Genomic DNA, 13,931 nt, shown 5'->3' with positions numbered 1-13,931 from the left:
GGGTTCGGGTTCGGGTTCGGGTTCGGGTTCGGGTTCGGGTTCGGGTTCGGGTTCGGGCTCGGGCTCGGGCTCGGGCTCGGGCTCGGGCTCGGGCTCGGGCTCGGGCTCGGGCTCGGGCTCGGGCTCGGGCTGGCATTATTGCCCGTCTCGGCAGCCAACGGAGTAAATGTTGTCGCAGTTTGCGGATTATTAAGTACAAAATTGGTATCGAAGCCGGCGTTGATCTCACCGGTCTGGTTGGAAATGGTAAGAATACCTACATCACCGCTGATTGAGCTTGAAGCAGGCCCACCGGCTGCAGTGGCTTCCAATTTGTTCAGCTCTTCAGGTGTAATGATTCCTTCGGCAAGCGCTTGACGCAGGGCTTCTGCACTTTGCAGTGCTACATTGGACTGTGCATCTTCACCTTCCTGCAGCAAATCCTCGCTCAGCAGAATCTTGCTGTTTTCACCCAATGTCAGCATACTGCCATCTTTCAGCTCAATGGCAACCGAGCCACCACCTTGCGTGAGGATGATTTCTCCGGCATAAACCTGATCACCCACCTGAAGTTGGCGGATTTGACCAGTAATAGGATCCAGAACTTGAACAATGCCCTGAAGTGACTGAACGGTGCCGAGTACTGCCGCCATGGTGAAATCTCCTGCCTTATCGAGTTTTTGTTAGTTACTACTATAAGGACGGAGACGGGCAAAACATCCTCCTCAAGGAGGATTTTTGGCAAAAAATGTAGTTTCCAGTTGCTGAATGATGGGCTGCCAGACCTCTGGCTTTGGGTGAGAGGCCAGCCATTCCCTCAGTGTTCGTGGAAGGTGATGCCGCTTGAAGGGATCAATACGCCAGCGGTACCAACGCAGCATGGCGTGCCAGAGTGCAGCGCCCTGCTGCTGTCGTGCCTGCCAGGCCAGCCAGGCATCCCAGCCTAGCTGCCAGGTCGCCCGCGCAAGGACGCCAACAAGTCCTAAAATCAATATCACCGCCACAAACTTGCCTGCAGTGATCAACCAAGCGGGCAGCACCCACAGGGTTTGCGCCGGCACACTGACCCGGACCACCCGGCCACTAATCGGATCAAAACTCTGCAGGGCCATTTCCGGCAACCGCACCGGGCCGTAGGCTTCGGCAATCAGAGGTTGCTGCAATGTCACCTGCACAACCTGCCCCACCGGTGTCCAGTCCGTTTTGACATGCGTTTGACCATAGCCCCCGCGAATATCCTTAACCGTTGGCAGCAGGGTTTCCGGCTGGGGTGGTAGATCGGGATATAGATTGAGGCCACCCACCACCAGCTGGACCGGCTCGGCTTTTCCCTTTGCGATCATCATGGACGGCTTGAAAACAAACGCATCAATGCGTCCCACCAGCACATCCGCCGGCAGCCAGACCGGCAAGGGCTGAACCTTGAGCGAGATGGCATCGCTGGGAAAGCGCCAGATCTGCCCGCCCGGGTTCTTGACCGCCACGAACAGGGACTCCAGGGTTTCCGTGCCTGCTCGGGTCGGCCACCACAATGCCTGCAACTGGTCATTTATCAGAGGGCTGAATATCCAGCGGCGCTTGTCCTGCTGCGCCGCCTCCAGCCATGCCTTGTAGCCACTCTGGGATTTCAGCGACACCTGGGCCTGCCAGCGCACGCCCTGCCGCACCCAGGCGGTATTGCCCGGCGGGGTCCACTGTACCTTGACATCCGGGTTGGGCCGCACCACAAAACGGCTCGGCACCTCCCAGGTTTCCCACTTTTCCCTCTTGATGTCACACGCACCGACACGCCGCGGATACAGAGTAAAGCGAACCCGCTCGCTGCCATAGTCGGCCCCATACACGGCAAAGCAGTGCTTGAGCGCCGCCCAGTTGAAGCGCTTTTCGATAAACGGAATATCCGCCGGCATGGAGAGGGTCACCGCCTGCCCCAGCATGGGTTCCGCGGGATAAATTTTGATGCGTTTGGCCTGCGCCGTGCTCGCCAGCGCCACAAGAAATAGCAACCAGACAAGCCTTACCATGGCGCAGCCCCCTCAATGGCGTGCGGCTGCTTCTGCGCCGCAGGAAAGTTCTCCTCACGCTCGAATAGCCGCTGCTGCAGCGCCCACTGATTGTCCTCCAGTTTACGCACTGTGGGGCGCAGCGCTTCCACCCAGCGGCTGCGGGTGAGCGCATCGGCCAGCAAAGTTTCTGCCTGCGGTGCCATCAGCGGCGGAATACGGCTATCACTGCCAGTTTCCAAGCCCCATGTGCGCGCCAACGGCTGGCCGTTGCGCTTCGACGGCTTGCCGGCATTATCCGACCAACCGCCCCCGCCTTGGCTCGCCTTGGGCTTGCGCCCACCGGCAAAGGCGAAATTGTCCGCCACCTGCTGGGTGCCTAACGCCTCGCCACTCCCGCGCATTTTCTGCTGTGCGAGCCAGTGCACATAGGCGTTTTGCGCCACCTTCAGATTGTTTTGTGCTTTATCCCATTGCGGTGCATACACCAGCGCCTGCTGAAAGGTTTCCACCGCTTCGGCATAACGCTTGAGGCGGTAAAAAGTATTGCCCAGATTCAGCAGCGCCTGCGCCCGCTGTGCGTCGCTTTCAGCCAGCCAGGCTGCTTGGCGGAAATAGGCCATGGCCCGCTCAAAGGCGTGCAGACGATACGCCGCGGCGCCGGCAGCCATCTGTGCCCGCCAATTTTCCACGCCGGCCAACGTCTTTTCCGCCACCACCCAGTCGTGCTGACGATAGGGCTGCCACAGATCGTCTGCCCACACCGGCAGCACACTCATGGCCAGAATCAAAATCAGCCAACGCCTCATCGCCGCCTCCAGCGCACGGACCAGAATGCCAACACAAATAACACGAAGGCACTCCCGAGGAACCAGGGGCGAAGCGAGTGCCACTGCCATTCTTCCGAGGCACTGGCATGCTCGGCAGAAAAGGCCTGAATGCGCTGCTTGAGCGCATCCACTAACCCAGCACCGCTATCATAGCGCCAGTAGGTGCCGCCCAGTGGCGTGGTCAGCCCCTGCAGCATCGTTTCATAAAGCGGCGCACGGACCTTCTCATTGCGAAAGTACAGCACACCATCTGCCGCCTTGTCGTCACGAATAAAGCCGCCCTGCGGCGTGCCCATGCCCACGGTGAGCAGCTGATATGCCTTGCCATAAGCAGCCAGCGCTGGCGGTCTGGGCTGCTGCGCCCAATAGGGCGCATGGCCATCGCTCAGCAGCACCACAGTGGCCTGCTTAACGCCATCGCGCTGCAGCGCTGCCGCCGTCTGCCCCAGCGCCAGTTCCACGCGGCTGCCCCGCGTGGGCAGGCTGTCCACCCTGGCCCGCTTGAGAAAATAGCGCACCACACTGTGATCCTTGGTAATCCCCACTACCCAGTGCGACTGACCGTCGAAGACGCGCAGCCCTGCGCGGCTGTTTTCCCCCAGCGCCGCCAGCAGCCGGTCGATCAGCGTGCGCGCTGCATCAAAGCGGCTGGGCGGAATGTCATCCACCCCCATGGAACGGGACAGGTCCAGCAGGAACACCACGTCCGCCGCCACCTGCGTCGCACTCTGGGTACGCCGCTCACCCCACTGCGGGTTCGACAGTGCCACAATCAGCAGCGCCGTGCCCAGCTGCAGCACCGTCCACGCCGTGGGGCGCCAGCGCTGGGTGCGGCCCAGCGCCACCCACGGGAGCAGCGCTTCATCCGCATACGCCCGCTGCTCAAGCCGGGCACGCCACAGACGCCACAGCGCAAGCAGTGCCAGCCCTGCCAGCAGGCCGAGCCACAATGGCTGCTCAATGCGCAGCATCGGTTATCGCCTCAGCACGCGTGGCCCAGCGCAGACCCAGCCCGATATAGACCAACGCCAGCAGCAGCGCCACCACGGCAGGCCAGCGGGCATAGCTCACCCATTCGCGCCGCGTCTGCGTTTTTGTCCACTGCTGACCGGTGCGCTGGGTAATGGTCTGCAGGGCGGCGTGCAGCCCCGCATTATCGTGAATGCCGAAGTAGGACCCGCCGCTCAGCTGCGCCAGTCGCTTGAGCGGCGCCGGATCCAACGGCTGAAACAGCAGACCCGCCGTTTTCGCCACATAGCCGCCGCCGGTGCCCACGCCAATGGCAAACAGCGGCACCTTATTCTGTTTGGCCAGCGCCAGCACCTGCAGCAACGGCATGCGGCTGGGTCGATCAAGCCCATCGCTGATGAGAATCACGCCATTCAGATGCGGCTGCCGCAATGCCAGCGCCAGCCCCTCGCCCACCGCCTCATCGGTCCTGCCCAGCAGGGCTGGTTGAATGCGCCCAATGGTCTGTTTTGCCAGTACCAGATCAAAGGTGAGCGGCAGCAAGGTCGCCGCCTGGTCGCCATAGAGCACAATACCCAGACGCGCCTTGTCCAGCCCGTCGATCAGACCAGCCAGCGCACCCTTGATGGCGTCCAGCCGCGTTTGCGGTGCATCCGGCGTGCCGTAATCATGCAGCTGCATGGTAACGGAATCTTCCATCACCACCATGAGCTGATGCTGGCTGTGCACCACCTTTTTCTGTGTGATCACCTGCTCGCGACCCGGCTCGGCCAGCGCCACCGCCAGCGCCAGCAGAATGGCCACACGCAAAACCTTCGCCCAGTGAGGGGGATCCCCGACTTTTTTCACGGCGGATTTTTTCGCCCCGGCAAAAAGGGTCCACCAGGGATGGCGAAAGCGCTGAATCAGGCTGTTTTTCGCCGCCTGCAGGTCGTTTTCACCACCGTAACGCCGCCACAACCACGCCATCAGCAGCGGCAGCAGCAATAGCGCAAAGACTTCGGGATGGGCAAAGGTGATGTTCACGGTTTCAGCTCCCGCAGCAGCACCTTGAGCGTGTCTGCGTCACCGTCCCCGCCAAAGCAGAGCTGTTCCAGTTGCACCCGCTGGTCCCGTGTCAACGGCGTGTGCCAGCCCTGCAGCCAGGCATACAGACGGCAGGCGCAGGGCTGCGCGTTTTCGGCCCGGAGCCGGGCGCGCAGCCACAGCAGCATCAGGCGGCGGCGCTGCCACAGCAGCACGCCGATCAGCAGTGCCAGCCCCACAAGCCACGGCCAGAGCGCGGCCTCATGGACCGCCGGCCAAGACGGCGGCACCAGCACAATATCGCTCAGACCGCGCAGGGCTTCATCCATCGCTCAGCACCTCAAACTCGTGCAGGCGGGCGTGGCCCCACAGGCGATAGAGGATCATCCCCTGCTCCGCCAGCTGCCGCTGCTGTGCTCCAAAGCGTTCCTGTGCCCAAGCGGCGTACCCCTGCGCCCGCGCCGCATCCACGGGTGCACCGGTCTGCCCCTGCAGGTCATGGAGTTCGTAGCGCCCGGGGGGCACCTGCCATTCGGCCTGATCCTGCACCCACACGGCCGCCGTAGCCTTGTAGGGTGCCTGTTCAGTGAACCAGCGGGCGGTGTTTGCTTCCAGGTCCATCAGATCGCCGATCAGCACAATGAGACTGCCCGCCGGCAGCTGCTCCACCGGCAGCCGTACCGCCTCCCAATCGTCAGGCGTAGGCTCACCCGGAGGGCACGGCTGATTGAGCAACGCTTCGGCCTGATCCAGCGCCGTGCGTCCCTGCAGCAAGGGCGAGAGCGCACCGTGATCCGCCAGCGGCAGCAGCTGCACGGCCATGCCTTCCGCGCTCGCCAGCCGCACCAGCCCCAGTGCCAGCCGCACCGCCTGCTGCACCTTGAGGCGCACACGGGTGCCAAATCGCATCACCTGCCGCTGATCCACCACCAGCAGCAGCCGTGCCTGCCGCTCCTGCTCGTACAAGCGGGTAAACAGTTCACCGCTGCGGGCGAAATAGCGCCAGTTAAGCTGCTTGAGCGCATCGCCCGGCTGATAGGGGCGCGATTCCTGATACTCGAAGCCGCTGCCCAGATAGGGTGAGGCGTAGGGCCCCAACCGCTGCTTGAGGCTGATGAGCGCGTCGGCCAGCGTCGGGCACGCCTGATCGCACTCGACGCTCAGTTGCGCCAGATCATCAGTGGAAAGGATGGAGTCGGTGGCCGGGTTCATTCGACGGGGACGGGTACCTTGTCCAACAGATGGGCAATCAGGCGGTCCTTGTCCCAGCCTGTCGCGCGCCCCTTGTGGCTGAGGGCGATACGATGGCGCAGCACGTCCGGCGCCAGCATCATGATGTCGTCCGGAATCACATAATCGCGACCGTCCAGCCAGGCCCGTGCGGCGGCGGCGTGCATCAATGCCAGGGTTGCCCGCGGCGAGGCGCCAAAGGCAAGCACACCCTCCAGCTCCGCGTCATACCGCTCGGGATCGCGCGTGGCCACCACCAGACTCACCAGATAACGCTCCACCGGCTCAGCGATATGAATGTCGGCCAGCCCCTTGCGCGCCGCCAGCACCTGCGCCGGCAGAATCTCAAACTGATCACTGTCCACCAGCGGCGCGTCTTCCTCGAAATGCCGCGCACGGTCGAGGCGCAGAATCGCGAGCTCCGCTTCCTCATCCGGATAATCCAGTTTCACATGAAACATGAAACGATCCAGCTGTGCCTCTGGCAACGGATAGGTGCCGGCATTTTCCAGCGGGTTCTGCGTAGCCAGCACCATGAACAGTTCCGGCAACGGACGTGTCTCGCCCCCTGCGGTAATCTGATGCTCCGCCATGGCCTCCAGCAATGCGGCCTGCACCTTGGGCGGGGCGCGGTTGATCTCGTCGGCGAGCACCATTTCGTGAAACAGCGGCCCCGGCACGAAGCGCAGTTCGTGCGTTTCCGGGTCGATGATCTCGGAACCGGTCAGATCCGACGGCATCAGATCCGGGGTAAACTGAATGCGCTGAAAGCGGGCGTGCACCGCCGCCGCCAGCGCCTTCACCGCGGTGGTTTTGGCCAGCCCCGGGGGACCTTCCAGCAGCACGTGTCCGCCGGCGAGCAGGGCGATGATCATGCGGTCCACCATGGCCGCCTGGCCAATAACCTGCTCGCTCAACTGGGTGCGCAGCTGCTCGAACTGTTGCCGCAAGGTGTCGGACATGGACAATACTCCCTATTTGAATCCCTGCATTCTATTGCGGTCACAGGGCTGCTGCCATCAACTTTTTCCATCTGGCCATAAGGCCTATCCCGACTACAATAAACCCCATGCTGGAAGACCGCAATTTCGACAACCTGGTCGATAAATTCGAACGCCGCATTTACGGCACCTTCAAGGGACAACTGCGGCTGGAACTGCTGCAGCAGGATCTTGGCGCCCTGCGCAATTGCCCGCCCCTGCACGTGTGGGATGCCGGCTGCGGGCTGGGGCAGATGGCATGCTGGTTTGCCGAAGCGGGGCACGAGGTAATCGGCTGCGACATCTCCCAGCGCATGCTGGAACGGGCGCAGCAGAGCGCGCAAGAACGTGACCTGCCCATCACCTTTCATCACGCCCCGGCGCAGGCCATCGCCCCGAAGCTACCGCCGCAGGATCTGGTGCTGTTCCACGCCGTCATCGAATGGCTGGCGCAACCGCTGGAAACGCTGCAGACCGTAGCCGACAAGGTCAAACCCGGCGGCCACCTGTCGCTGCTGTTTTTCAACCACCATGCGCTCATTTACCGCAACGCCCTGCGCGGCACCTGGCGGCTGCGCTACATTCTGGATGAGAAGTGGCTCGGCAAGGGCAAAAAGCTCACCCCGCCCCATCCGCAAAAGCCAGAAGCGCTGTGCGACTGGCTCGCTGCGCACGGATTTGAGATTATTGCCCACACCGGCATCCGCGTATTTCACGACTACATGGACGAAAGCGTGCTGGTGCAGACCGATCTCAACGAATTGCGCGAGGTGGAACTGAAATACTGCCGCGAACCCACTTTTCGCAATATGGGACGCTACATCCACCTGCTGGCGAGGCGCACGGCATGAAACGGCGCACACTGCTGACGCTGCTCGGCGGCGGGCTGCTCAGCGGCTGCACGCCCAGTGAAATCCGCCGCGGCATTTCCGCCGCACAGCATCTGGCGCGCAAGGACGTGGCCGGCGCCATTACCAGCCAGGTCCCCAGCGTGGGCGTGCCTGTGGTGGACAGCCTGCTGCGCCGCCAGCTAGCGCAGCTGCTGAAACAGGCCGGCATCGTCTGGGGCGACAAAAAGGTGCCCAGCCGCCGCGAAGTGGTGAAATACACCGACCACTACCAGTCCCGCGCCCTGATCGACTTCAGCCGCGGGCAGATCACCGTGGAGACGCAGCGCGACCGCGCCGCCCTCAGGCAGGCCATCGTCGCCACCCTGCTGGCACCGCAAGACCCGACCCAGTTCGACCTATTCAGCGACGCGCCACCCATTACGCTGAAAAGCGAGCCGTTTCTCTACCAGCTGGTGCTGGACCAGGACCGCAAGCCCATCCGCACTTTGTGGCGGGCGCGCCGCTACGCCGACTGGCTCATCGCCCACCGCCTGCAAAGGGTCACCATCAATGGCAAACCGCGCCTGCGTGTGCAGTTCGCCATGGTGGACAATATTCCCGGCGTGCAACAGCACCGCTACGCCGCCTACGTGCTGCGCCACGCGCGCCGCTACCACCTGCCTGCTTCCCTTATCTGGGCCATTATCGAAGTGGAGAGCAGCTTCAACCCCTACGCGGTCAGCCCCGCGCCCGCCTATGGCCTGATGCAAGTGGTGCCGCGCACCGCCGGACGGGACGCGCACCGCTACCTCACCGGGCGCGACGGCATCCCCTCACGCACCACCCTGTTCAAACCCGCCAGCAACATCGAATACGGCAGCACCTACCTGCACCTGCTCAACAGCCGCTATCTGGCCGGAATCCATAACCCCACCAGCCGCCGCTACTGCATTATCGCCGCCTACAACACCGGCGCCGGCAATGTGCTGCGCGCCTTCAGTAGCCGCCGCAGCCACGCCCTCGCCCGCATCAACGCCATGACACCCGCACAGGTGTATGCCCACCTGCGCCGCCACCTGAGCCATGCCGAAGCACGCCGCTATGTGCAGAAGGTAGTCGCCGCCCAGCGCAAATACGCCTGAATGAACGCTCAACCTGTTGGCCACCTTTCAGCCCCTACTACCCCAGCGGCGAAATATTAAAATAACCTGACTCACGGCAACCCCGCTGCGAACGGTCGCCAAAAGCACCACCATCCGAAAAAACGCGACACTCTAAAACAACTTTGCTAACATATGCCTGCACAGACAACCTTGCAAGGTTTTTTAATTTCGATGGGGCACTTATTGAAAATAAAGCACTTTCAAAATTTAATCCACAGAGTTATCCACAGAAAAACGCTATTATTGATAATCATTTTCAAAATGGCGTTTCGACCGTTCCAAAACCCCTTGCAAGCAGCTGTTAAGACTGTACTGTTCGAGTGTCAATCGACACTCCAAAGTCCCGGGACCCCTTAGCCGACAACGGCGAAGCCGTTGGGCGCCGGAGCAATGCGACGGCGTCACAACCACCAGGTGGGCGCCGGAGCAATGCGACGGCGTCACAACCACCAGGTGGGCGCCGGAGCAGCGCGACGGCGTCACAACCACCAGGCGGGCGCCGGAGCAACGCGACGGCGTCACAACCACCAGGTGGGCGCCGGAGCAACGCGACGGCGTCACACCCACAAGGTGGGCACCGGATCAACGCGACGGCGTCACAACCACCAGGTGGGCGCCGGAGCAAGGCGACGGCGCAGGCCCAAAGGGCCGTCAAAGGCTGTTAAGAGGATCCGCCTTCTTACTCACAACCCCCGGGTTTATGGTCCCGGACCCCGCAGCCGGCAAGCGCACTGCCAGGTTGCAGCTCCTCTCGGAATCTTGCTCTGCCGTGAAAATGGTTGCAGTTTGCCGCACGGCTCGTATGATGAACCCATGATTGAATTACGGCTTTTCCCATGCTGCTGAGTCACCTGCAGCATGAACTGTGGTTCCAGCTGCTGCTGGTGCTTGTGTTCGGTTTCCTTACCGGGCTCGAAATCCGCGAATACCGTCGCAATTTCGGTAAGGAGGAGCCGCAGCTCTACCTGGGCAGCACGCGCACCTATACCTTTATCGCGCTAACGGGCTGGGTGCTCTACAAGCTGACGCCCATCAGTTTCTATACCGGGCTTGGGGCGTTGACGCTGCTGTATGCGCTGCTCTACTGGCGGCAGTTGCGCCTGTCGTTCACCAGTATGTTCACCTTCATCATCGCTGTGCTGGTGTATCACTACGGCATGCTGGTGGACAAATACCCGCTGTGGCTGCTAGTGGCGGTGTTCGTGGCGATCGTGTTTCTGCTGCACATGCGCGAGCAGTTCGTGCGCGTCAGCCGCGCGCTGGCCCCGGTAGAGGTCTTCACCCTTGCCAAGCTGCTGCTGCTTTCGGCGGTCATTCTGCCGCTGCTGCCGGACCATCAGGTGGCGGCGTGGCTGCCGGTCACGCCGTTCAAGACCTGGCTGGCGGTGGTGGTGGTCTCCGCCATCAGTTATCTGGGCTATGTGGCGCAGCGCTATCTGTTCCCCGACAAGGGCGTGCTTATTACCGCCCTGTTCGGCGGCATCTACTCCTCCACCGCCACCACGGTGGTGCTGGCGCGCCAGTCCAATCAGCTGCCGCGCCCCTACCGCAAGTGGGCGGCCGGCATCGTGCTAGCCACGGGGATGATGTATCTGCGCCTGATCGCCATCGCCGCCTTGTTCGATCTTGCCATCGCCCGCCTGATCGCCGTGCCGCTGGCGGCGATGGCTCTGCTGGCCCTTATTGTGACGGCCGGGCTGCTGTGGATAGAGCGGCGTGATGGCTTCAAGCCGGTGGCGATCGAGCACAGCCACACCAATCCGCTGGAACTGAAGGTGGCATTCGTCTTTGCCGGCCTGTTCGTGCTCATGGCGGTGATCACCCAGCTGGTCACCCAGCATTTCGGTGAAATGGGGCTCAGCATCCTCTCGCTGGTGGTGGGCTTTACCGACATTGATCCGTTCGTGCTCTCCATCCTCAACGGCCAGTTCCACGCCAGCACCGCGCAGCTGGCCAGCGCCATCGTCCTCGCCGCCGGCTCCAACAACCTGCTCAAGGCGGCCTATGCCGTCTGGTTCGGCCACCGCGATAGTGGGCTGCTCAGCGCGCTGTGGCTGGGCATTCTCGGTCTGCTCACCATTGTGCTCGGCTTCATGCTGTTTTAAGGGGGGTCCCCGACTTTTTGCGCGGCCGATTTTTCGCCGCTACGCCAAAGCCGCTAAAATGCCCTGCATGGACACCTTTGACCCGCACAACACGCCCCGCGACACCCTGTTTGCTCAGCCCGCTGAAGCACTGGGCGCGTTTCAGTTCGACCAGTCGGTGGCGGCGGTCTTTCCTGACATGATCCGCCGCTCTGTGCCCGGCTATCAGACCATCCTGGCAGGTATCGGCGAGCTGACGGCGCGATACTGGCAGCCGGGCAGCCGCCTTTACGATCTGGGCTGCTCGCTGGGCGCGGCGGCGCTGACCATGCGCCGCCAGCTGCCGGAAGAGGCGGAATGCACCATCGTGGCGGTGGACAACAGCGAGGCAATGCTGGTGCGCGCGCGCGAGTATGTGGACGCCTATCGCTCGGACATCCCCATCGAACTGGTGTGCGCGGACGTGTGCGACATCCCCATCGAGAACGCCTCGGTGGTGGTGATGAACTTCACCCTGCAATTTATCGACCCGGCCCAGCGCGAAGCCCTGCTGCAGCGCATATACGACGGCCTACGCCCTGGCGGCGTACTCATCCTGTCGGAAAAGATACACTTTGACGATGCGGCCATTCAGGACGCCATTGAGCACCTGCACCTGCAATTCAAGCGCGCCAACGGCTATTCCGAGCTGGAGATCAGCCAGAAGCGTTCCGCGCTGGAAAACGTGCTGATCACCGATACGCTGGACACTCATCTTGCGCGGCTGCACCGCGTCGGTTTTGCCCATGTGGCGCCGTGGTTTCAGGCCTACAACTTCGCCTCGCTGCTGTGTATCAAGGGTGAGGCCCCATGATCGCCGTTTTTTATCAGCACCTTGCCACCCTGTGGCCCCTGCTGGAGCAGGACAGGGCCTTCAAACCGTGGCTTACCCGCTTGCCGCGCCGCTTGGCCGAGGCGATGGACCCGGATAGCAACGGCCATCTGCCCCGCTTCAGCGAAGCGGTCGTGACGGCGCAGGCACTGCCCCAGGCGGAACGAGTGGAACTGGACATGGCAGCGATTACGGCCCACGGCACACTAAACGAAGCACAGCGCACGCAGCTGGTGGCCGCGCTGAAAAAGCTGATGCCGTGGCGCAAGGGGCCCTATCGACTGTTCGACATTTTTATCGACACCGAATGGCGCTCGGATGCCAAGTGGGATCGCCTCGTGCCCCACCTGCCACCCCTTGCGGGCAAGCGCATGCTCGATGTGGGCTGCGGTTCCGGCTACCACCTGTGGCGCATGCGCGGCGTAGGCGCCGAGGCAGTGATCGGCATCGACCCGACGCAGCTGTTTCTGGCGCAGTTTCTGCTGGTCCGCAACCTGCTGGGTGAACACCCCGTGTGGTTTCTGCCGTTGCCGCTGGAAGCCCTGCCCGAACCGCAGGGCGGTGCCTTCGATCTGGTGTTCAGCATGGGCGTGCTCTATCACCGCCGCAGCCCCATCGACCACCTGCTGGAGCTGAAGGCGCAACTCAAGCCCGGCGGCACGCTGGTGCTGGAGACACTGGTCGTGCCGCAAGCCTACGGCCAGCTGCTGGTGCCGCAGGACCGCTACGCGCAGATGAAAAACGTCTGGTTCATCCCCTCCGTGGCCGAACTGAGTCGCTGGCTGGCGCGCTGCGGCTTCAACAATATCCGCTGCGTGGATGAAACACCCACCACAGCGGACGAGCAGCGCACCACCGCGTGGACCAAGGGCCAGTCCCTCAGCGATTTCCTGGACCCCGCCGATCCCACCCGCACCGTGGAAGGCTACCCCGCCCCCCTGCGCGCCATTGTGCTGGCTGAACGCTGATCCCCTGTAAAATAAGCGTAACCAATTTTGGACGCCATCATGCAGATACATTTCAATCGAATTGTCGATGCGCTCAACCACCACATCATCGGTCAGCCACACCTGACCAGCCGCATGCTCATCGCCCTGCTGGGCGAAGGCCATCTGCTGGTGGAAGGTCCCCCCGGACTGGCCAAGACCAAGGCGGTGCGCACCCTGGCACAGCTGGTGGAGGGCGACTTCCACCGCATCCAGTTCACACCCGACCTGCTGCCCTCCGACATTACCGGCACGGAAATCTTCCGTCCGCAAACCGGCACCTTTGAGTTTCAGCCCGGCCCGATATTCCACAACCTGATTCTCGCCGACGAGATCAACCGCGCCCCCGCCAAGGTGCAATCCGCCCTGCTGGAGGCCATGGCCGAGCATCAGGTCACCGTGGGCAACCGCACCCTGCCCATGCCAGAGCTGTTTATGGTGATGGCCACTCAGAACCCCATTGAGCAGGAGGGCACCTACCCGCTGCCGGAAGCGCAGCTGGACCGCTTCATGCTCAAGGTGAATATCGACTATCCCCGCGACGCCGACGCCGAGCGGCGCATTCTCGAGCTGGTGGAAAGCGAGGCGCGCCACAGCGACGACCCCCTGCCGCAGCCGCTGACGCAGACCCAACTGTTCGAGGCGCGCCGTGCCGTGCTCGATCTGCACCTGGCCGACAGTGTGAAAACCTATATCGTGCAGCTGATTCTCGCCACGCGCAGCCCGGCAGACTACGACGCCCAGCTGGCGCAGTGGCTGCAGTATGGCGCCAGCCCGCGCGCCACGCTGGCGCTGGCCCGTGCCGCCCGTGCCCATGCCTGGCTGGCCGGCAAGGACTTCGTCAGCCCCGACGACGTGCAGCAGGTGGCCGCCGATGTGCTGCGCCACCGCCTGCTGCTCAGTTTCGAGGCGGAAGCCGACGGCATCACCCCTGACGCCGTGGTAGAGAAACTGCTGGCGACGGTGCCCGTGCTCTGACC

14 protein-coding genes are annotated in these 13,931 nt (G+C 62.7%); 6 read left to right on the top strand and 8 right to left on the bottom strand.

Annotation, left to right across the window (positions count from 1 at the left end):
- From BUQ81_RS08650 to BUQ81_RS08265, 8 genes are all read right to left on the bottom strand, one after another.
- The coding region (locus BUQ81_RS08650; protein WP_200770573.1) for a retention module-containing protein at positions 1–632 on the bottom strand (632 nt) is incomplete at its 3' end.
- Positions 633–704: 72 nt separating this feature from the next.
- A complete protein-coding gene (locus BUQ81_RS08295; protein ID WP_074201941.1) occupies positions 705–2,003 on the bottom strand; it encodes a hypothetical protein in 1,299 nt (432 codons plus the stop codon).
- Positions 1,997–2,791 (bottom strand): tetratricopeptide repeat protein, encoded by a 795-nt coding sequence (locus BUQ81_RS08290; RefSeq protein WP_074201940.1) that lies wholly within the window; start codon positions 2,789–2,791, stop codon positions 1,997–1,999. The genes BUQ81_RS08295 and BUQ81_RS08290 overlap by 7 nt, the downstream gene beginning before the upstream one ends.
- The gene (locus BUQ81_RS08285; RefSeq protein WP_074201939.1) at positions 2,788–3,783 is read right to left on the bottom strand and encodes a vWA domain-containing protein; all 996 of its coding nucleotides are present in this window, start codon (positions 3,781–3,783) and stop codon (positions 2,788–2,790) included. Before BUQ81_RS08285 ends, BUQ81_RS08290 begins: the two co-directional genes overlap by 4 nt.
- The gene (locus BUQ81_RS08280; RefSeq protein WP_074201938.1) at positions 3,770–4,807 is read right to left on the bottom strand and encodes a vWA domain-containing protein; all 1,038 of its coding nucleotides are present in this window, start codon (positions 4,805–4,807) and stop codon (positions 3,770–3,772) included. The genes BUQ81_RS08285 and BUQ81_RS08280 overlap by 14 nt, the downstream gene beginning before the upstream one ends.
- Positions 4,804–5,136, bottom strand: coding sequence for a hypothetical protein (locus BUQ81_RS08275; protein WP_074201937.1), 333 nt, complete (start codon positions 5,134–5,136; stop codon positions 4,804–4,806). Before BUQ81_RS08275 ends, BUQ81_RS08280 begins: the two co-directional genes overlap by 4 nt.
- Positions 5,129–6,019, bottom strand: coding sequence for a DUF58 domain-containing protein (locus tag BUQ81_RS08270; protein ID WP_074201936.1), 891 nt, complete (start codon positions 6,017–6,019; stop codon positions 5,129–5,131). The genes BUQ81_RS08275 and BUQ81_RS08270 overlap by 8 nt, the downstream gene beginning before the upstream one ends.
- The gene (locus BUQ81_RS08265; RefSeq protein ID WP_074201935.1) at positions 6,016–6,999 is read right to left on the bottom strand and encodes an AAA family ATPase; all 984 of its coding nucleotides are present in this window, start codon (positions 6,997–6,999) and stop codon (positions 6,016–6,018) included. The genes BUQ81_RS08270 and BUQ81_RS08265 overlap by 4 nt, the downstream gene beginning before the upstream one ends.
- A gap of 107 nt (positions 7,000–7,106) precedes the next feature.
- On the opposite strand from BUQ81_RS08265, the gene BUQ81_RS08260 reads away from it, so the two are divergent.
- The 6 genes from BUQ81_RS08260 (at position 7,107) to BUQ81_RS08235 (ending at position 13,929) form a co-directional block, all read left to right on the top strand.
- A complete protein-coding gene (locus tag BUQ81_RS08260) occupies positions 7,107–7,868 on the top strand; it encodes a methyltransferase domain-containing protein (protein ID WP_074201934.1) in 762 nt (253 codons plus the stop codon).
- Positions 7,865–8,989 (top strand): murein transglycosylase domain-containing protein, encoded by a 1,125-nt coding sequence (locus BUQ81_RS08255; RefSeq protein WP_074201933.1) that lies wholly within the window; start codon positions 7,865–7,867, stop codon positions 8,987–8,989. Before BUQ81_RS08260 ends, BUQ81_RS08255 begins: the two co-directional genes overlap by 4 nt.
- An 857-nt stretch (positions 8,990–9,846) precedes the next feature.
- Positions 9,847–11,115, top strand: a complete 1,269-nt coding sequence (locus tag BUQ81_RS08250) for an MgtC/SapB family protein (protein WP_074201932.1) — start codon at positions 9,847–9,849, stop codon at positions 11,113–11,115.
- A 67-nt stretch (positions 11,116–11,182) separates the two neighbouring features.
- A complete protein-coding gene (gene cmoA, locus BUQ81_RS08245; RefSeq protein WP_074201951.1) occupies positions 11,183–11,947 on the top strand; it encodes a carboxy-S-adenosyl-L-methionine synthase CmoA in 765 nt (254 codons plus the stop codon).
- Positions 11,944–12,933 (top strand): tRNA 5-methoxyuridine(34)/uridine 5-oxyacetic acid(34) synthase CmoB, encoded by a 990-nt coding sequence (cmoB, locus tag BUQ81_RS08240; RefSeq protein WP_074201931.1) that lies wholly within the window; start codon positions 11,944–11,946, stop codon positions 12,931–12,933. Before cmoA ends, cmoB begins: the two co-directional genes overlap by 4 nt.
- Positions 12,934–12,972: 39 nt before the next feature.
- Entirely contained in the window at positions 12,973–13,929 is a 957-nt protein-coding gene (locus BUQ81_RS08235; RefSeq protein ID WP_074201930.1) for an AAA family ATPase, read from the top strand.
- Positions 13,930–13,931 lie beyond the last annotated feature (2 nt).

Origin of the sequence: Sulfurivirga caldicuralii, assembly GCF_900141795.1 — a bacterium.
GTDB lineage: Bacteria > Pseudomonadota > Gammaproteobacteria > Thiomicrospirales > Thiomicrospiraceae > Sulfurivirga > Sulfurivirga caldicuralii.
This window is presented reverse-complemented; position numbering and strand designations above follow the sequence as displayed.

What these genes read in the sequence shown, in the direction of transcription:
- BUQ81_RS08235 (WP_074201930.1), top strand. Translation starts at nt 12,973, where the DNA reads ATGCAGATACATTTCAATCGAATTGTCGATGCGCTCAACCACCACATC.
- BUQ81_RS08255 (WP_074201933.1), top strand. Translation starts at nt 7,865, where the DNA reads ATGAAACGGCGCACACTGCTGACGCTGCTCGGCGGCGGGCTGCTCAGC.
- BUQ81_RS08260 (WP_074201934.1), top strand. Translation starts at nt 7,107, where the DNA reads ATGCTGGAAGACCGCAATTTCGACAACCTGGTCGATAAATTCGAACGC.
- BUQ81_RS08290 (WP_074201940.1), bottom strand. Translation starts at nt 2,791, where the DNA reads ATGAGGCGTTGGCTGATTTTGATTCTGGCCATGAGTGTGCTGCCGGTG.
- BUQ81_RS08295 (WP_074201941.1), bottom strand. Translation starts at nt 2,003, where the DNA reads ATGGTAAGGCTTGTCTGGTTGCTATTTCTTGTGGCGCTGGCGAGCACG.
- cmoA (WP_074201951.1), top strand. Translation starts at nt 11,183, where the DNA reads ATGGACACCTTTGACCCGCACAACACGCCCCGCGACACCCTGTTTGCT.
- cmoB (WP_074201931.1), top strand. Translation starts at nt 11,944, where the DNA reads ATGATCGCCGTTTTTTATCAGCACCTTGCCACCCTGTGGCCCCTGCTG.
- BUQ81_RS08285 (WP_074201939.1), bottom strand. Translation starts at nt 3,783, where the DNA reads ATGCTGCGCATTGAGCAGCCATTGTGGCTCGGCCTGCTGGCAGGGCTG.
- BUQ81_RS08275 (WP_074201937.1), bottom strand. Translation starts at nt 5,136, where the DNA reads ATGGATGAAGCCCTGCGCGGTCTGAGCGATATTGTGCTGGTGCCGCCG.
- BUQ81_RS08250 (WP_074201932.1), top strand. Translation starts at nt 9,847, where the DNA reads ATGCTGCTGAGTCACCTGCAGCATGAACTGTGGTTCCAGCTGCTGCTG.
- BUQ81_RS08270 (WP_074201936.1), bottom strand. Translation starts at nt 6,019, where the DNA reads ATGAACCCGGCCACCGACTCCATCCTTTCCACTGATGATCTGGCGCAA.
- BUQ81_RS08265 (WP_074201935.1), bottom strand. Translation starts at nt 6,999, where the DNA reads ATGTCCGACACCTTGCGGCAACAGTTCGAGCAGCTGCGCACCCAGTTG.